Origin of the sequence: Rhodococcus sp. 008 (assembly GCF_001682295.1) — a bacterium.
GTDB classification, from domain to species: Bacteria; Actinomycetota; Actinomycetes; order Mycobacteriales; family Mycobacteriaceae; genus Rhodococcus_F; species Rhodococcus_F qingshengii.
The window spans coordinates 5,759,321-5,777,623 of the sequence record NZ_CP012749.1 but is presented as its reverse complement, the minus strand read 5'-3'; the positions used below and the strand labels follow the sequence as shown (position 1 = coordinate 5,777,623).

Here is an 18,303-nt window from a genome sequence, read left to right as displayed (position 1 = left end):
CTACTGCCACGTGGGACATTCCGTCAGGCTGGACACATGGCAATCATCGTCGTCAGCGTCTTGGTCCTACTGGTCCTGAACGTACTAGCTCTTGCCGGCCGAACGCCCGACACTCGTCACGACGTCAGTCCGCACGGAGACTTCACCCTTTGAGGGCAAGTCTGGCCTTTCAATACACCGCAGCTGCGGTGGTGTGGGGAGCCAGTTTCCTCTTCATGAAGATCGGGCTCGAAGGTCTGTCCTTCACGCAGGTAGTTCTGTGGCGCTTGGTCTTCGGTGCGCTCGCGCTGGTTCTCGTGTCAGCGGTCAGCCGGATCGGCCTACCGAGGGACTTTCGCGTCTGGAAACACATGGCTTTTCTCGCAGCGACACAATGCATCGTGCCGTGGCTGCTGTTCAGTTGGGCGGAGCAAAACATGTCCTCGGGACTCGCGAGCATCTACAACGCCACCACGCCACTGATGACTATGGCTGTCTCCCTTGCCTTTCTGCCGGGGGAGACGCTGACGCGATACAAATCGCTGGGGTTGCTTCTCGGATTCGGTGGGGTGCTGATCGTATTGGCGCCGTGGAATCTCGGCGTCGGCGGAAGTGTCAGTTCTCAGGTCGCTTGCCTGGGAGCGACTGCCTCGTACGGGATTTCGTTTGTCTACCTCAGACGTTTCGTGCTTCCTCTCGGCGTCGACACCCGCACGGTCGCGTTATTGCAGATCAGTATCGGTGCATTCCTGATGGTTCTGGCCTCACCGGTCATCGCGAATACACCGATGCACCTGACGCCGGCAGTTGTCCTGTCGATGATCGCTCTGGGCGCACTGGGGACCGGGCTCGCATTCATCTGGAACACCAATGTCGTTCATGGGTGGGGGCCGACTGCGGCGTCCACCGTCACTTACCTCAGTCCAGTGGTGGGCGTCGCTCTCGGCGCAATAGTCTTGAACGAAAGCGTTGGCTGGAATCAGCCGGTTGGTGCACTCGCGGTGATCGCGGGAATCCTGGTGACCCGACGTGCAACCCGATCTGTCACAGCGGCGGCGTCAGTAACCACTCCGTCTTCTGTTCGCCGTCCCAGCGCCTGATCGCGCCGCTGCGCCCGTGAATCACGTCGTTACCGACCAGGGCAATGGCTTCACCCAGACGTGCAGGTTCGACGCGTCGGGCGAGCGTCACATGAGGAGTCCACCCGCCGGGCTCGACGTGGGCGGGAAGCGCCGTCGAACCAACGGTTGCCTCGGCTATTTCTCGGTGCAGGTGAAGGAGTGCGCGCGAAGGAATGACCGAGCGCGCCAAGACCATCTGCTTGCCGCCGAACACGATGTAGCCACCGAGTCGGACCTCGAAGTCCGGGGCCGAGAAGCGCCGCTTCAACAGTCCGTCGACCTCCGCGGGGATCTCACGGGCGACGAACAGTGTGATGTGCGGACGGTTGGACGGGCTGTGATGAGAGGCCTGACTTGGTAAACCGGCGTCGGCGAGAAGCTGCCACTGTGCTCGGACTTCCGACTCACTCACTGGATCGAGGAGCAATTCCACCGACTGGACCATGGTGAGCAATGATTGCCTGATGACAGGTGCGAGCGCAATCGGTACTTCGGCCATGCGGCTGGGACTCATGCACGGCGACGGAATCGGCCACGAAATCGTCCCGGCGACACGGCAGATCGTGGATGCGGCGTTGTCAGCGGTTCATGCTCCGCCCGTCGAGTGGGTCGAGCTTCCGCTCGGGAACACGGCCATCGACAGCCACGGCACACCGATTCCCGACGAGACCATCGATTCGTTGGGGCAGCTGCAGGGTTGGATTCTCGGACCCCACGACAGTGCGTCCTATCCGGAGAGGTTTCGCGGACAACTCACACCCGGCGGCGTCATCCGGAAGAAGTTCGAGCTGTTCGCGAACATTCGGCCGGCAGCGGCGTTCCCCGGTGTCAAGGCAATGGTCCCCGACATGGATCTGGTGATCGTCCGCGAGAACACCGAGGGGTTGTACGCGGATCGGAACATGGCAGTCGGCAGCGGCGAGTTCATGCCGACGCCCGACATCGCGCTGGCCGTCGGTGTGTTCACCCGCGCTGCGTGTGAACGGATCGCACGCACTGCCTTCGCGTTGGCGTCGCGACGGCGCAATCACGTCACGATCGTCCACAAAGCCAACGTCCTCACACTGACCACCGGCCTGTTCCGTGACGCCTGCCGAACAGTCGCTGCGGAGTACCCACACGTAGTCGTCGACGACGAGCACGTCGACGCGATGGCGGCGCACCTGGTTCGGCGCGGCGGCGACTTCGATGTCGTGGTGACCGAAAACATGTTCGGCGACATCTTGTCGGATCTGGCGGGCGAGCTGTCCGGTTCACTCGGAACCGCGCCGTCGATCAACGCTTCCGAGACGCAGGTCATGGCTCAGGCTGCGCACGGTGCCGCACCCGACATCGCCGGGAAGAATCGGGCGAACCCGACGGCACTGTTCCTCTCGAGTGCAATGATGCTCGACTGGCTCGGTGATGCGCGTGGCGATCGGTTGTTGTCTGCGGCAGCACGCCGGATTTCAGATGCCGTTCGCACGACCATCGCGTCGGGCATCGCGACCGCCGACCTCGGCGGTTTGGCATCGACCAGCGAATTTTCCGAAGTCGTGTACGCACACACTCTGCGTCGCTGATTCTTGTACGACAGGCCGGAATCTTGCGAAGTCGGCGACGGTGGAACTCCTGCCGTAACCTACCGTTCGACTGAATTTCGGATGGACGTTGCAAGTGCGGCGATCGACGAGTGGAGAGCAGAGTCGTGGTCGATGAAAACGCACGGGCACCAAGGCCACGTGGCGTGAGTTATGGCTCGAGCAGTGGCGGGCGTATCCGCGCCAACGTGGTGCGAGTCTTGTTGGTGGGCTTGATCGTCGCACTGTGCGGCGGGTGTGTGACCAACAACGAGGGCCTCGTTCCGGAGGGGCCGCCACTTGACATCCAGAAGGTGCCCGAGATCGCCGCCCTGTTGCCCCCGAACGTCAGGGAGTCGGGCAAGCTGCAGGTCGGGGTCAACATTCCTTACGCACCAAACGAATTCAAAGATGAGAATGGCAAAATCGTCGGCTTCGACGTCGACATCATGAACGCAGTGGCGACTGTGCTCGGGGTCGAAGCTGTCTATAACCAGGCCGACTTCGACAAGATCATCCCCGCTATCCAGTCGGGAAGCTACGACCTCGGCATGTCTTCGTTCACCGACTCCAAGGAGCGGGAGAAGTCGGTCGACTTCGTCACGTACTACAGCGCAGGTATCCAGTGGGCTCAGCGGCCGGACAATCCCGTGGACCCGAACAATGCGTGTGGGTTGCGAGTGGCGGTACAGACCACAACTACCGAGGACATCGACGAAGTACCCGCCAAGAGCGAGGCATGCGTTGCTGCGGGCAAGCCGCCCATCGAGAAGATCAAGTACGACAGTCAGGACGATGCGGCCAACGCGCTCATTCTCGGTCGAGTCGACGCGCTGTCCGCTGATTCACCAGTGACCGGCTATGCGATCAAACGGAGCAAGGGCCGGATGGAAGCTGCGGGAGAACCCTTCGATTCGGCGCCTTACGGCTGGCCGATCGTGAAGGGCTCCGCCCTCGGTCCCGCCCTGCAGCAGGCAATGCAGTACCTGATCGACAACGGTGTCTATCAACAGATCGCGCAGACCTGGAGTGTCGAGGCCGGCGTCATCGAAGTATCCAAGATCAACGGCGCGGAAAGCTGATGAACATGACAACAACTGAGACCGGCGATCCGGTGCCGATCAAGGCGATTCCACTACGCAGACCTGGTCGTTGGATTGCCGCGGTCGTCGTCGTGGTCCTCTTCGGACTGTTCGTTTACGGCGCGGCGACCAACGAAGCCTTTGCATGGGGGACTTACGGTCAGTATCTGTTCGACAAACGCATCTCCGCTGGTGCGTGGACAACGATCCAGCTGACGGTGCTGGCAATGGTGATCGCGATCGTCCTCGGTGTGATTCTGGCAGTCATGCGACTCTCTCCCAACCCGGTGCTTCGCGCCGCGGCTTGGGGCTATCTGTGGATCTTTCGAGGAACACCTGTCTACGTGCAGTTGGTCTTCTGGGGCCTGTTCCCGTCGATTTACAAGAGCATCGATCTCGGTATTCCCTTCGTACATCAGTTTGCGCACATCAATCTCCAGGACTTGCAGGCAGCGTTTCTGTTTGCCGTGATCGGTTTGGCATTGAACGAGGCCGCCTACATGGCCGAGATCGTCCGCGCCGGCGTGAGTTCGGTCAACGAGGGCCAGACCGAAGCATCTGTTGCATTGGGTATGACGTGGAGTCAGACGATGCGACGAACCGTTCTACCGCAGGCGATGCGCGTCATCATTCCGCCGACCGGTAACGAGGTCATCAGCATGCTCAAGACCACCTCGCTCGTGACGGCGGTCCCTTACAGCTTCGAGTTGTACGGTCGAGCGCGCGATATCTCGGGCGCCAACTTCGAGCCGATTCCCCTGTTGATGGTGGCGGCGACGTGGTACCTCGCAATCACGAGTCTGCTCATGATCGGGCAGTACTACGTCGAGCGTCACTATTCGAAGGGCGCAACCCGAGCACTGACCACACGCCAACTTCAGGCACTGGCCGACGCGCAAGGAAAAGCTACGGTAGTGGAAACGCTTCCGGATACCCCCGGAGGAGAACGCAAATGACCCCCATGGTGAAAGCAGACCGAGTTTGTAAGAACTTCGGCGCATTGGAGGTCCTGAAAGGGATTTCGCTCGAAATCGACCCCGGTCAGGTCCTGTGTCTCGTCGGGCCGTCCGGGTCGGGCAAGTCGACGTTCTTGCGCTGCATCAATCACCTCGAGCAGGTCAACGCCGGCCGACTGTACGTCGACGGCGACCTGGTGGGCTACTCGGAGAAGAACGGAAAACTGTACGAACTTCACCCGCGAGCAGCGGCCAAACAGCGCCGCGACATCGGGATGGTGTTTCAGCACTTCAATCTGTTCCCGCACCGCACCGCTCTCGAGAACATCATCGAAGCGCCGACGCAGGTGAAGCGCGTCAGTAAGAAGAAGGCTGTCGAACGAGCGAAGGACCTCCTCGATCAGGTCGGGTTGAGCGCCAAAGCCAACGCCTACCCGGCCCAGTTGTCGGGTGGTCAGCAGCAAAGAGTTGCCATCGCCCGCGCACTCGCGATGGACCCGAAGCTCATGCTGTTCGACGAGCCGACGTCCGCGCTCGACCCCGAACTGGTCGGTGAAGTTCTCACCGTGATGAAGCAGTTGGCCAAAGAAGGTATGACGATGGTGGTCGTCACCCACGAGATGGGATTCGCCCGCGAGGTCGCCGACCAGTTGGTGTTCATGGACGGGGGAGTTGTGGTCGAGGCAGGCGAGCCGCGGGAACTCCTGGCCAATCCTCAGCACGACCGGACCAAGGCTTTCCTGTCGAAGCTGCTGTAGCCGTCAGGGTTTGACGGCGCTGAAAATTGCAGTGCCCGGAAAGAGTTGGCCGCGCAGGGGACTCCACTGTCCCCATTCGCGGTCCAACCACTCCGGCCATTCGGGCTCGATGATGTCGCGCACCTGAAGTCCGGCGGCGACGATCTCACGAACCCGGTCGCCGATGGTGCGGTGATGCTCGACGTAGGTGGGGACTCCGTTGTCATCGACCTCGACATACGGGGTGCGGTCGAAGTAGGGGAGGGTCGCGGTCAAGCCCTTCGGCCCGGGATCGTCGGGGAAGATCCATCGAATCGGATGGTTGACGGCAAAGACCCACGATCCGCCGGGACGCAGAACCCGGGCGACTTCGTTCATCACTCGCTGCGAATCGGCAACGAACGGGACGGCGCCGAACGCGGAACAGACGATGTCGAAACTCCCGTCGGCAAACGGCAGGAGTTCCGCACTTGCCTGAATCAACGGGACTGCCGGTCCGCCGGCATTCATCGCGTCCTGCCCGCGGGCGAGCATCCCCATCGAGATGTCGAGACCGACGGCCCGAGCACCATGTCCGGCGAGCCATCGGGCACACGGTGCCGAGCCGCAACCCACTTCCAATATGTCTTTGTCGACTATGTCGCCGAGCAAGTGGTGATCGCCCTCGTGCAGCCCTTCGGGGCACCAGACGAATTCACCTTCCGCGCTGTTCACGCCCAGAAACTCGCCGTGGGTTCGGTGGTAATCGTCGGCGTCGGCGTCCCACCACGCACGGCTGGCGCGGTCGCTGGCACTCGAATCGACACGGACTCGGCCGACGCCGCTGGTACCGAGAATGGAATTGGCAGCGGCATGGCGCTCGTCAGACATGAACAACACAGTAGAACGGGTGATGCGGGCGCAGGGTACCCGGGTTTGCCCGGCAAGATAGCCGACGCGTAGTCTTACTCACGCGAGTGTCTGTCATCCGACCGATTGTCTATACGAGATCTTTACCAAGGTCTCGGAATCAGTCGGACCGAGGGAGCTCGCGGTGCGCTTCCGCGGTGTGGAATGTGATCCGGTATTCGGTTGTTCGTTATTGATGCAGCTGGGTACTTCGATCTAGTACTTCACAAAGTACTTCCAACATTTGTACGCCACAGTTGCGCATCTCGTCCGACAAAATCCATCAACCGACCACAACTCGTCCGGAGCAATTCAACATATGCCCTCCACAACCGTCACCTCGCCGCAGGTTGCCATTAACGACATTGGCTCCGCCGAGGACTTCCTCGCCGCCATCGATGCCACGATCAAGTACTTCAACGATGGCGACATCGTCGAAGGAACCATCGTCAAGGTCGACCGCGACGAGGTTCTGCTCGACATCGGTTACAAGACCGAAGGCGTCATCCCTTCTCGTGAGCTCTCCATCAAGCACGACGTCGACCCCAATGAGGTCGTCTCCGTGGGAGATGCGGTCGAGGCTCTCGTCCTCACCAAGGAGGACAAAGAAGGTCGACTGATCCTGTCGAAGAAGCGCGCTCAGTACGAGCGTGCCTGGGGCACCATCGAGGAGCTCAAGGAGAAGGACGAGGCCGTCAAGGGCACCGTCATCGAGGTCGTCAAGGGCGGCCTCATCCTTGACATCGGTCTTCGTGGCTTCCTCCCCGCTTCGCTCGTCGAAATGCGTCGCGTCCGCGACCTCCAGCCGTACGTCGGCAAGGAGATCGAGGCCAAGATCATCGAGCTCGACAAGAACCGCAACAACGTGGTCCTGTCGCGCCGCGCATGGCTCGAGCAGACTCAGTCCGAGGTTCGCAGCGAATTCCTGCACCAGCTCCAGAAGGGCCAGGTCCGCAAGGGCGTCGTGTCCTCCATCGTCAACTTCGGTGCATTCGTGGACCTGGGCGGCGTAGACGGTCTGGTTCACGTTTCCGAGCTGTCTTGGAAGCACATCGATCACCCGTCCGAGGTTGTCGAGGTCGGCACCGAGGTCACCGTCGAGGTTCTCGACGTCGACCTGGACCGCGAGCGCGTCTCCCTGTCGCTCAAGGCAACGCAGGAAGATCCGTGGCGTCAGTTCGCCCGCACGCACGCCATCGGCCAGATCGTGCCCGGCAAGGTCACGAAGCTGGTTCCGTTCGGTGCATTCGTGCGCGTCGAAGAGGGAATCGAAGGCCTCGTTCACATCTCGGAGCTCGCTGAGCGCCACGTCGAGGTTCCGGACCAGGTTGTCGGCGTCGGCGACGATGCACTCGTCAAGGTCATCGACATCGACCTCGAGCGTCGTCGTATCTCGCTGTCGCTGAAGCAGGCCAACGAGGATTACAACGCCGAGTTCGATCCGTCCAAGTACGGCATGGCCGACTCGTACGACGAGCAGGGCAACTACATCTTCCCCGAGGGCTTCGATCCCGAGACCAACGAATGGCTCGAGGGCTTCGACAAGCAGCGTGAAGAGTGGGAGAACCGCTACGCCGAGGCTGAGCGTCGCCACAAGATGCACACCGCTCAGATGGAGAAGACCGCTGCAGACGAGGCCGCTGAGGCTGCCACCGCTGCTGCCGGCTACTCCTCGGAGACGGCTGCTGCAGACGACGCCGAGGCTCCGGCTGCTGCCGGCTCCGCTCCGGCCGAGTCCGCTGGCGGATCGCTTGCCAGCGATGCACAGCTCGCCGCACTTCGCGAGAAGCTGTCGGGCAACGCATAAGGATTACCGCTTGATCTGATCAGGCGAGATCTGTGAAGAACCCCGCCCCTGCACGTGCAGGGGCGGGGTTCTTTTCTCTGCCAGGTGTCACTTGCGAGCGAAGAATCAATTCAGTGAGTGAACACAAAAATGACCGGCACCGAAGGGTTGCCGGTCATTTTGTACTTTGTGAAGAGAACTCAGTTTGCGGGAGCAGGCACCCAGTAGGTGGCGGTCGCTTCGGCTGTGCGCTTACGCATCGACGCGAAGCTGTGTCGGCCTTGGCTCACGAGCATCGTGAACCACGTACGACGGTGCTCTGCCAGGGCAAAAGCAACTTCGGGAAACTCTATGCAGTGCACGCCGTTCGGCATTCCGAGGCGGTGCTGACCGTGATGGTCGCGATCTGCTCGCATGGCGTCCACTTTCTCGAGAAGGTGCAGGTACAGGTGCGTTCGCTAGAACATAACCGCACGGTCACCGAAATTGTGGTATTTGAGCCTCGAACGCCCCGGCGTGTTCGATCAGTAGGCGTGTCTGAATCTCTCGGGCGCGGAGATGAGAGACTGTCGAGTGTGTTGAGAGTTGGCCTCACTGGAGGCATCGGAGCCGGCAAGTCGACAGTGTCGAAAATCCTCAGCGAACTGGGAGCCGTCATCGTCGACGCCGACCTGATCGCCCGAGAAGTGGTCGAGCCCGGTACTCCGGGACTTGCCGCTCTGGTCGATGCATTCGGCGACGGGATTCTGTCCGAGGACGGCAGCCTCAACCGACCCGCGCTGGCGTCGTTGGCGTTTGCCGACGACACGTCACGCGGAACTCTCAACGGCATCCTCCACCCACTGATCGGTGCGCGGACGATGGAGCAGATTTCGTCTGCGCCGTCGGATGCAGTGCTCGTTCAAGATATTCCGCTGTTGGTCGAGGGTTCGATGGCGCCGGCATTCAATCTGGTCGTCATCGTTTACGTCGACGAGGAGGAACGAGTTCGGCGCTTGGTGGGCTCGCGCGGCATGCCTGAATCCGACGCTCGTGCGCGCATCGCAGCGCAGGCAAATGACGATCAGCGTCGTGCTGTTGCCGACGTGTGGCTCGACAACAGCGGAGAGCCGGGTTCACTCGACGACGTGGTCCGCGACTTGTGGGCGAATCGACTTGTTCCCTTCGAGAAGAACCTCCGCGAGGGCACGGTAGTGCGCGCACTGCCCGAGCTGACTCCAGCCGACCCGTCGTGGCCGGCGCAGGCCGAACGAATCATCGGCCGGTTGTCGTTGGCGTCCGGTGACCGTGCGCGCCGTATCGATCACATCGGATCGACCGCAGTGCCTGGTCTCGATGCCAAGGACGTGATCGACATTCAGATCACTGTCGAGCACCTCGGCGTTGCCGACGACCTCGCGGAAGATCTGGCCGCTGCCGGGTTCCCCCGGATCGAGCACATCGTCGCCGACGACCCGAAACCGTCGTACCTCGGTGGCGAGACCGATCCGGCGGTGTGGGCGAAGCGAATTCACGGAAGCGCCGATCCAGGGCGCCGCGCGAACATCCACATTCGGGTGGATGGTTGGCCGGGTCAGCAGTTCGCGATCCTCTTCCGTGACTGGCTTCGCGCCGACGCAGCGGCGCGTGCCGAATATGCCGAACTCAAGGTCAAGGCAGCCGAGAGTGCCGCCGGCATCGACGACTACGCCGCTGCGATCGATGCCTACCTGGGAGTCAAGACGCCGTGGTTCGACGCCGCTTTCCACCGGGCATGGGAGTGGGCCGAGAAATCAGGCTGGTCCCTCTAACCACTCAGTGCCACGTGACCGGCATGCCCACCGAGGTGAGCCAGGCGTCGAGATCGTGACCGTGGGCGGCGATGCCCTCGATAGCGCGGGCCGCGTTCAGCATCGCACGCTCTGACGTCTTCGGGTCGAGAATCCCGGCGGTGTTCGCCTCGAGCAATTCGTCGACGTCGAGCAATTCGACGCTGCGTCCGGTCTGCACGATCAGGTCGAGGTAGTGGTCCTCGGACGTCCAGACCTGGTCGCCGCGGATGAAGTCGCCGATGTCGACATAGAAATCCCAGTCTCGGATGTGTTCCGGGGTGAAGTGCAGGATCGACGCCCGAATTCCGAGTTCGGGAATAATCCAGGACTCCAGGTAGTGAAACCGGGGATGGTCGGCGTGGCGCGCCATGTACAGCCCCCACGGTTCTTCGCGGTAGTGCTCGACCGGGCGAACGAAGCCCTTGGGATCGACGTTGGTGCGAGCTGCGATGTCGAAGGTTTCGACCTTCGGCCGGTGAATGTGGGGACGTTCCTCGCTCATGGTCGAAGAACCTACCGCCGAACTGCATTTTCGGCTGAACGCGGACGAGCGGGCATTGTGTCGGTAGGTGCGCTTACCCTGGTTTCATGGCGTTTGCTTCCGAACATCCCGTGGTCGCGCATTCCGAGTTTCGGCCGGTTGGTGACATCGAGCGCTCAGACGCGCGCTTCGAGGTCGTCAGCCCGTACGAACCGGCAGGCGATCAGCCGGCAGCTATCGCCGAGCTGGAGAAACGGATCAACGAGGGGGAGAAGGACGTAGTCCTCCTCGGTGCGACCGGTACCGGTAAGTCGGCCACGACTGCGTGGTTGATCGAGAAGCTGCAGCGCCCGGCTCTGGTGATGGCTCCGAACAAGACTTTGGCGGCTCAGCTCGCGAACGAGCTTCGGGAAATGCTACCCAACAACGCGGTCGAGTACTTCGTCTCGTACTACGACTACTACCAACCCGAGGCGTACATCGCCCAGACGGACACCTACATCGAGAAGGATTCGTCCGTCAACGACGATGTCGAGCGGCTGCGCCACTCGGCGACGTCCAGCCTTCTGTCACGACGGGACGTGGTCGTGGTGGCCTCGGTGTCGTGCATCTACGGCCTCGGTACACCGCAGTCGTACCTCGATCGCTCAATTCAGCTGGACGTCGGTGTGGAGGTGCCGCGGGATGCGTTCCTGCGTCTGCTCGTCGACGTTCAGTACAACCGCAACGACATGGCGTTCACGCGAGGTTCGTTCCGCGTGCGCGGCGACACGGTCGAGATCATTCCGTCGTACGAAGAGCTGGCGGTCCGCATCGAATTCTTCGGTGACGAGATCGAGGCACTGTACTACCTCCATCCACTGACTGGTGACATCGTTCGCCAGGTCGACACGGTTCGTATCTTCCCGGCGACGCACTACGTCGCCGGCCCTGAACGCATGGAGCGTGCCGCCAAGGACATCGAGGCGGAACTCGAAGAGCGACTCGCCGAGCTCGAAGGCAAGGGCAAGCTCCTCGAGGCTCAGCGTCTGCGCATGCGTACGCAGTACGACCTCGAGATGATCAAACAGGTCGGATTCTGCTCCGGCATCGAGAACTACTCGCGCCACATCGACGGCCGTGGCCCTGGAACTGCCCCCGCAACCTTGATCGACTACTTCCCGGAAGATTTCCTTCTGGTCATCGACGAGTCGCACGTGACGGTTCCTCAGATCGGCGCCATGTACGAGGGCGATATGTCGCGCAAGCGAAACCTGGTCGAGTTCGGATTCCGGCTACCGTCGGCAACAGACAACCGCCCTCTGACTTGGGAAGAATTCAGTCAGCGGATCGGTCAGACCGTCTACTTGTCGGCGACACCAGGTAAGTACGAGTTGGGTCAGTCCGGCGGTGAGTTCGTCGAGCAGGTGATCCGCCCGACCGGATTGATCGATCCCGAGGTCATCGTCAAACCCACCAAGGGACAGATCGACGATCTCGTTCACGAAATCCGCGAGCGAGCGGAACGTGACGAGCGTGTGCTGGTCACGACGTTGACCAAGAAGATGTCGGAAGATCTGACCGATTACCTGCTCGAACTCGGTATTCGCGTCCGCTACCTGCACTCGGATATCGATACGCTCCGGCGAGTCGAGTTGCTCCGTCAGCTCCGCCTGGGGGAGTACGACGTGCTGGTCGGCATCAACCTCCTGCGTGAGGGACTCGACCTTCCCGAGGTGTCGCTGGTCGCGATTCTCGATGCCGACAAAGAAGGTTTCCTACGTAGCTCCACCAGCCTCATTCAGACGATCGGCCGAGCGGCTCGAAATGTATCCGGTCAAGTGCACATGTATGCGGACAAGATCACCGCTTCCATGGCGCAGGCCATCGAGGAAACCGAGCGACGACGCGAGAAGCAGGTCGCCTACAACGAGAAGATGGGCGTCGACCCACAACCTCTACGCAAGAAGATCGCGGACATTCTCGATCAGGTGTACGAGGAGGCAGAGGACACTGCGGCGTCCGTGGACGTCGGTGGTTCGGGTCGCAATGCGACGCGTGGTCGGCGTGCGCAGGGTGAGGCCGGTCGTGCGGTCAGTGCGGGTGTGTACGAGGGGCGCGACACCAAATCGATGCCTCGGGCCGAATTGGCAGATCTGGTCAAGGAACTCACCGATCAGATGATGAACGCTGCACGTGACCTTCAGTTCGAGTTGGCTGGGCGATTGCGAGACGAAATCTCGGATTTGAAGAAGGAGCTTCGAGGAATGGACGCCGCGGGTCTCAAGTAGGTCGCCTCGCGTGCGTTCGTGCTTTCGACCGCTACGGTTTCAGGTATGGATGCACAGACTGCAGGCAAGACCGCGCGGACTCTCGAACTTCTCCATTCCTTGGCGTACTTCGTCCCGGAGACGGAGAAGGAACTTGTCGGCGTCGGGTTGGAGCCTGGCCGAATGGTGTACTTTGCCGGGCGATCAGCTCCGCTCGGCGCTCCACCCGCGACTGTCGTCACGGCCACCTTCTTCAACTTCAATCCTGAATTGATCGCCAGTGTCATCCCACGTGCCTGGGAATTGGCAAGGCACACAGAGGTTGTCGCCGCGCGGTATCGGGCAATCGACGCGGCGTACGTCCGCCTGTTCGGTGCAGACGTGACAGGATCGGCGGACATGGCCGAGGCCGCCGAACTCGTGTCGATCGCTGCCCAGAACATTCCTGGAGTGGACGGCCGCCCTCTGTACGCGGGTTGGGCGTCGCTCGACTGGCCGGCCGAGCCGCACCTGCGTTTTTGGCACGCGCTGACACTGCTGCGTGAGTATCGCGGTGACGGCCACATTGCGGCCCTTCAGACCGCGGGATTGAACGGCCTGGACGCGTTGATCACGCACACCGCGACGGGAATCGGGTTTCAGCGCAAATTCGCGCAGACTCGTCGCGGATGGTCGCAGGAACAGTGGGACGAGGCCGTCGAGAGTTTGAAGGACCGCGAACTGCTGGATCGTTCGTCCGGTGCGCTGACCGAGGACGGGCAGGACTTGCGTGACGTCGTCGAAGACCTGACGGACGACCTCGCTTTGGCTCCGTGGGATGCGCTGGGTGAGGAGGGTGCCAAGCGGTTGCTGGAATTGGCGACGCCGTGGCGTACCGCCCTGGTCGAGCAGGAAGTATTTCCGGCGGCGCTGTTCGGGCCCCGCTTCGGCAAACTTCGCTGAGTGGTCACCACCGAACAAATGTGTCTGTGACGAAGAATCACATTCACTGTGGGCTTGTGGCGTGTACTGCAAATAACACTATCCGCGGCACAATCCCGCTAATGTCAGCGCAGCGGTTGTCGAGCGGGCGCAACAGCGTTGCGCCCGGTGCCGGCCGTACCGTCCGTCCCGTAACCATGGAGGAATGAATGAGTGCCTACCGGACCGTTGTCGTAGGAACCGATGGCTCCGAGTCGTCACTGAAGGCAGTCGACAGAGCTGCCGCCATTGCCAGTGGCTCGGACGCTCAGCTCGTCATCGCGTGTGCGTACTACCCGGCTGATCCCAAGGACGTGAGCGCTGCCGCTGATGCGTTGGGTAACGAGGCCTACCAGGTCACCGGTTCCGCTCCGACCTACGAGATCCTTCGCACCGCTCGTGAGCGCGCACATGCCCAGGGGGCAAAGGATGTTGTCGAGCGCGCCGTCGTCGGCGCTCCCGTCGAATCGCTTCTCGCTTTGCTCGACGAGGTGAAGGGCGACTTGCTGGTCGTCGGAAATCGCGGATTGAACACGTTGACCGGGCGTCTACTCGGATCGGTGCCTTCCGATGCCGCTCGCAAGGCGACGTCCGATGTCCTGATCGTGCACACCGTTCGCTGAACTACCGGCAGTAGTCGGCCTCGGCCGCATCGACGAACACTTCAGCCAGCTGATCGGCGCTGGGGGGTGTTGTCGATGCGGCCGAGCCGTTTCCGGAGGTGACCATTGGTTCGCTTGCTCCGTTCAGCGATACCGCCCGCAGATTCGCGATGATCATCGCTCGATCCGTTCCGGCCGCGAGCTGCTGGCAGACGCCGTCACCGAGCGCCTGCAACATGTCGTCGGAAAAGGCGGGCGTGACCCCGGTAGACGCAAGCGCCGCCCGCAGCCGATCTGCCTCGTCTACCGGTTTTTCTGTCGGTGCGGCAGCAACAGCAGCGATGTCGTCGCTGCCGGCAGCAGCCGTCGAACTCGAATCATCCTCTGAGCAACCGGCTGTCACCGCCGCAAGCATCCCGACGCCGATCACCACGCGAGCGATCTTGCGGATGGGTGCGGCGGAACTTGCGGGCAGGCCAAGCACGAGGGGTCATTCCTTCAGTCGTCGACACAAATTGGAGTGACACCACCATTCGTGGTGTCACGCACGAACCTACTCCGTGATGCTCACGAATCGAAGGCCAACTCTGCTGCTTCGACGCCGTCGAGAACCGAGGGGAGCGACTCGACGTGAATGATGCCGAGCCTCTGGGTAGCGCGGGTCAATGCGACGTAGAGGTCGTTCATTCCGCGTGGTGACTCGTCGAGAATGTCGGCAGGTTCGACGATCAACACTGTGTCGAACTCGAGTCCCTTGACGTCCTTGACGGACAGGACGCTTACGGTGTCACTCGCAATGCCCGCCAGATCGGCAACGACCTCGGAACCGGCGATCACTGCGGTGATACCGGGATGCGACTCGGACTCGATGCAACGGCGCACGGTCGATTCCAATTCTTCGGCCGTGGTCTTGAGCGCCCACGGCGCGAATCCGCTGTCGCGTACCGACCGGGGCACGGATTGCTCCGGGTCGATCTCTTCGAGCACACGGTGCGCGACATCCATGATCTCCGAGGGAGTTCGGTAGTTGACGGTCAGTTCGGTGAGCTTCCAGCGCTTGGCGACGTAAGGCTCGAGAATCTTCTGCCAGGACGAAGTTCCCGCGGGATCACCGGTCTGAGCTGTATCGCCGACCAACGTCATCCAGCGATTCGGTATGCGCCGCATCAGCATTCGCCACGCCATTTCGGAGAGCTCTTGGGCTTCGTCGACGATCACGTGACCGTAGGTCCAGGTTCGGTCGCCGGCAGCGCGTTCTGCCGTGGTCTGGCGCTGGCCCTGATCGTGGCGTTGGGCGAGTTGGCTGGCGTCGATCAAGTCGTACGCCATCAAGATCTCGGGATCCATCTCGTCTTCGAGATCCTGTGGTGCAGACCCGGTGAGGATGTCGAGGGCGCCCTGGGCGTCGGCGATCTGCGCGCGCCATTCACGTTGTGCGCGTTCGCGTTCGGCGGCGTCGTCGACGCCGAGAATCTCGGCCAGTTCGTCGAGCAGGGGAGCATCGGCCGCACTGAAACCCGGTCCGACGCTCTGCAGAAGCTCGTCGCGTTGGGCGTCGTCGAGTTGCGGCGCTGCCTTGGCCAACCTCGCCGGCGACGTCCACAGTTCCGCGAGGATTTGCTGCGGCGACAATTCGGGCCACAGCTTTCCGATGGCGGACATGATGTCAGGGTCCTCACGCATCTCGTCGCGAATGTCGGCGATGTCGTCCCGACTGAGGAGTGACCCACCGTCGACGAGGTTTCCGCCGATGAGTTCGGCCATCTGCAGTGCCAACGCCTCGATGACTGCTGCCACGAAGATCGGGCGCGCCAGGTTGTGTGGGCGACGCGACGACCGAGCACGCCCGCGCGCCTTCGTGACAGTCTTTCGATCCAGCTTCAAGTCGTACGTGTCGAATCGAAGGGTAATCGGCTTCGACGGAACTTCCTGCCGATCCCGGACGGCGTTCTTGAGTACGTCGAGGATCGCGAGGGAACCCTTGATCTCACCGGCGGCGAGGGAATCCGTACGAGTCGCACGCACTACGGGATACAGGTCCCCGATCGTCGAGAGCAGAACTCCGGTCTCGCCGAGTGAAGGAAGGACCTGGCTGATGTAGTCGAGGAACGTCGCGTTCGGCCCGATGATGAGAACACCGGCCTTGGCCAGTTGCTGACGGTAGGTGTAGAGCAAGAAGGCGGCACGGTGAAGGGCGACTGCGGTTTTACCGGTACCCGGACCGCCCTGGACGACCAAAACGCTCTTGTGCTCGGAGCGGATGATGGCATCCTGCTCACTCTGAATGGTCTCGACGATGTCGTTCATCTGACCCGTACGCGCTGCGTTCAGAGCGTCCAGGAGTGCGCTCTCACCGGCGACGCCACCGGCTTCGGTCACCACGCCGGCGGCTCGGGCAGCGTCGAGGTCCAGGTATTCGTCGTTGATGCCGGTGACTGTTCGGCTCCGACTGCGGATATGGCGTCGTCGCTTGACGCCCTCAGGTGCCGCGGGCGTCGCCAGATAGAACGGGCGTGCCATCGGAGCTCGCCAGTCGAGCAGTAGCGTTTCGTAGTCGTTGTCGGTGTCCAGAATTCCGAGTCGGCCGACGTAGCGTCGCTCGTCGTCGAAGTCGATGCGTCCGAAACACATTCCGTTCTCGGCTGCGTCGTACTTGGCGAGATCTTCGGTGTACATGGCATTGAAGGATTCGCGTTCACTGCGTGCTTGCGGGGTTCCGCCGGTCTCGAGGAGCACCGTGCTCAAGCGAGTTTGGGCATACTTTCGAAGATCGTCGAGACGGGAGTACAACATCGTCACGTACTGCTGCTCGAGCTCGTGCTCGTTCAGTGACGGGTCCGCGTCGGGCAAAGGATCTCCTAGGCTTGATGAGAAATTCACGCGCTGCAAAAGCGCCAAGACAGTCTAGTTCCCCCAGATGAACTGCCGCATAGATACAGGTCAGGCCACCCGAAGGTGGCCTGACCGTGTTTTCGGTGCACTCAGTGCGTCAATTCGTCCTTCTTGGCGCGAGCCTTTTCGAGCGCCTTCTCGGCGCGCTTTCGGGCACGCTTACCCAGCACCTCGGTCTGCTCCGACGCCGTTTCGGCCCACTCGTTGCTCTTTTCGAGCGCGAGTTCGGCGAACTCGGAGCTGCGCTTGCTCGCCAGCTCTGCCAGTTCGGCGCTGCGCTCGCGTGCGGTCTCGGCCAGTTCGGAGCCGCGCTTCTGCGCGACTTCGAGGATGTCCGGGCCGCGTTCCTTGGCGACCTCTCCGAATTCCGCGGCTCGCTTGCTCGCGATCTCCGCGAACTCGGAGCTGCGCTCCTTCGCAAGTTCGAGCCAATCCGTGCCGTGTGCCTTCGCGGTTTCGGCAAGCTCGGAACCGCGTTCGGATGCCACCGACAGAGCATGCTCGACGCGATCGCTCGTGTGATCGGTCTGCGATGCGACCAATGGAAGTGCCGCGGCGATAGACGCCTGGGCTTTCTTCGCGGCGCGACGGCCGCGCCAGCCGAGCGACGGCTTGCCCTCGGTGTCGACGGAGGCGATCATCAGTCCGCCGAGCAAGCTGACGTTCTTGATGAAGTTGGTGCGCTGCATCGCTCGCAGTGACGGATCGGTTTCGTTCCAGAAGTCGTGACCGGCAAGCGTGGTCGGTACCAGGCTCCCCGCGAGCACCAACGACGCGAGCCGCGGCGCCTTGCCGGTGGCCAGCAGGGCACCGCCGCCGATCTGGACGGCGGCGTTGATCTTGACGAGTGTTTCCGGATCAGCAGGCACCTTCTGCGTCACTGCTCCTGGCAGCGTCTCGACGGATTTGTCGATCAGCGGTGACGCTTTGGCTGCTCGCTGAGCAGGGTTGCGCAAAGCATCGATTCCCCCGGCGATGAAGATCGTGGAAAGCAGTGGACGAGCAATTCGACGTACCAGCATGTTTCAAGCCTCCCGATGTAGGTTCGTTTTCCACCCTAGCGATCTCACAAGGAATTGGTCCGGTTCGGCGATCCCGGCACGCCTGGCCCGGTCGCCGGATTCCTGGTCGCCGAAGCGCGCTGTACTGCGACGATGACTTCTCCACTGATCCGGACACACCGTTCTGAAGTATCCGTTA

The 18,303-nt window shown here is 61.8% G+C and carries 17 protein-coding genes; 10 read left to right on the top strand and 7 right to left on the bottom strand.

The features are described 5' to 3' along the window. Positions 1 to 149: 149 nt before the first annotated feature. On the top strand, positions 150 to 1,079 hold the full coding sequence (locus tag AOT96_RS26750; RefSeq protein ID WP_065352518.1) for a DMT family transporter: 930 nt from the start codon (positions 150 to 152) through the stop codon (positions 1,077 to 1,079). Here AOT96_RS26750 and AOT96_RS26745 read toward each other — a convergent pair. After that, the gene (locus AOT96_RS26745) at positions 1,024 to 1,599 is read right to left on the bottom strand and encodes a 2'-5' RNA ligase family protein (protein ID WP_083197720.1); all 576 of its coding nucleotides are present in this window, start codon (positions 1,597 to 1,599) and stop codon (positions 1,024 to 1,026) included. The genes AOT96_RS26750 and AOT96_RS26745 overlap by 56 nt on opposite strands. On the opposite strand from AOT96_RS26745, the gene AOT96_RS26740 reads away from it, so the two are divergent. The 4 genes from AOT96_RS26740 (at position 1,565) to AOT96_RS26725 (ending at position 5,455) form a co-directional block, all read left to right on the top strand. Further along, a complete protein-coding gene (locus AOT96_RS26740; protein WP_064689634.1) occupies positions 1,565 to 2,662 on the top strand; it encodes an isocitrate/isopropylmalate dehydrogenase family protein in 1,098 nt (365 codons plus the stop codon). The genes AOT96_RS26745 and AOT96_RS26740 overlap by 35 nt on opposite strands. Before the next feature lie 164 nt (positions 2,663 to 2,826). Next, positions 2,827 to 3,741 carry an ABC transporter substrate-binding protein gene (locus AOT96_RS26735; RefSeq protein ID WP_442978593.1) on the top strand — a complete coding sequence of 305 codons (915 nt, stop codon included), beginning with the start codon at positions 2,827 to 2,829 and terminating at the stop codon, positions 3,739 to 3,741. Next, positions 3,741 to 4,697, top strand: coding sequence for an amino acid ABC transporter permease (locus AOT96_RS26730; protein WP_019748635.1), 957 nt, complete (start codon positions 3,741 to 3,743; stop codon positions 4,695 to 4,697). The genes AOT96_RS26735 and AOT96_RS26730 overlap by 1 nt, the downstream gene beginning before the upstream one ends. Continuing rightward, entirely contained in the window at positions 4,694 to 5,455 is a 762-nt protein-coding gene (locus AOT96_RS26725) for an amino acid ABC transporter ATP-binding protein (RefSeq protein ID WP_019748634.1), read from the top strand. Before AOT96_RS26730 ends, AOT96_RS26725 begins: the two co-directional genes overlap by 4 nt. Before the next feature lie 3 nt (positions 5,456 to 5,458). Here AOT96_RS26725 and AOT96_RS26720 read toward each other — a convergent pair whose 3' ends face one another. After that, on the bottom strand, positions 5,459 to 6,304 hold the full coding sequence (locus AOT96_RS26720; protein WP_064112545.1) for a class I SAM-dependent methyltransferase: 846 nt from the start codon (positions 6,302 to 6,304) through the stop codon (positions 5,459 to 5,461). A gap of 337 nt (positions 6,305 to 6,641) precedes the next feature. Between AOT96_RS26720 and rpsA the strand changes: the two genes are divergently transcribed. After that, positions 6,642 to 8,129 (top strand): 30S ribosomal protein S1, encoded by a 1,488-nt coding sequence (gene rpsA, locus AOT96_RS26715; protein WP_003944095.1) that lies wholly within the window; start codon positions 6,642 to 6,644, stop codon positions 8,127 to 8,129. Between the two features lie 179 nt (positions 8,130 to 8,308). Here the strand turns inward: rpsA and AOT96_RS34870 are convergent, their stop codons facing one another. Beyond that, positions 8,309 to 8,524 (bottom strand): hypothetical protein, encoded by a 216-nt coding sequence (locus AOT96_RS34870; RefSeq protein ID WP_003944056.1) that lies wholly within the window; start codon positions 8,522 to 8,524, stop codon positions 8,309 to 8,311. A gap of 159 nt (positions 8,525 to 8,683) precedes the next feature. Between AOT96_RS34870 and coaE the strand changes: the two genes are divergently transcribed. Continuing rightward, positions 8,684 to 9,898 (top strand): dephospho-CoA kinase, encoded by a 1,215-nt coding sequence (coaE, locus tag AOT96_RS26710; protein WP_047272286.1) that lies wholly within the window; start codon positions 8,684 to 8,686, stop codon positions 9,896 to 9,898. Positions 9,899 to 9,902: 4 nt separating this feature from the next. Here the strand turns inward: coaE and AOT96_RS26705 are convergent, their stop codons facing one another. Beyond that, positions 9,903 to 10,421, bottom strand: a complete 519-nt coding sequence (locus tag AOT96_RS26705; RefSeq protein ID WP_065352516.1) for a DUF402 domain-containing protein — start codon at positions 10,419 to 10,421, stop codon at positions 9,903 to 9,905. Between the two features lie 86 nt (positions 10,422 to 10,507). On the opposite strand from AOT96_RS26705, the gene uvrB reads away from it, so the two are divergent. From uvrB to AOT96_RS26690, 3 genes are all read left to right on the top strand, one after another. Further along, positions 10,508 to 12,670 (top strand): excinuclease ABC subunit UvrB, encoded by a 2,163-nt coding sequence (uvrB, locus tag AOT96_RS26700; RefSeq protein ID WP_007728743.1) that lies wholly within the window; start codon positions 10,508 to 10,510, stop codon positions 12,668 to 12,670. Between the two features lie 45 nt (positions 12,671 to 12,715). Continuing rightward, positions 12,716 to 13,591, top strand: a complete 876-nt coding sequence (locus AOT96_RS26695) for an SCO6745 family protein (protein WP_058037516.1) — start codon at positions 12,716 to 12,718, stop codon at positions 13,589 to 13,591. Between the two features lie 188 nt (positions 13,592 to 13,779). Then, a complete protein-coding gene (locus AOT96_RS26690; protein ID WP_003944055.1) occupies positions 13,780 to 14,232 on the top strand; it encodes a universal stress protein in 453 nt (150 codons plus the stop codon). Between the two features lies 1 nt (position 14,233). Here AOT96_RS26690 and AOT96_RS26685 read toward each other — a convergent pair whose 3' ends face one another. The 3 genes from AOT96_RS26685 to AOT96_RS26675 all read right to left on the bottom strand — a co-directional run bounded on the left by AOT96_RS26685 (position 14,234) and on the right by AOT96_RS26675 (position 18,125). After that, entirely contained in the window at positions 14,234 to 14,695 is a 462-nt protein-coding gene (locus AOT96_RS26685) for a DUF732 domain-containing protein (protein ID WP_007728747.1), read from the bottom strand. 83 nt (positions 14,696 to 14,778) lie between these two features. Further along, a complete protein-coding gene (locus AOT96_RS26680; protein WP_065352515.1) occupies positions 14,779 to 17,061 on the bottom strand; it encodes a HelD family protein in 2,283 nt (760 codons plus the stop codon). Between the two features lie 131 nt (positions 17,062 to 17,192). Next, complete coding sequence (locus AOT96_RS26675) at positions 17,193 to 18,125, bottom strand: DoxX family protein (RefSeq protein WP_003944048.1); 933 nt, start codon at positions 18,123 to 18,125, stop codon at positions 17,193 to 17,195. Positions 18,126 to 18,303 lie beyond the last annotated feature (178 nt).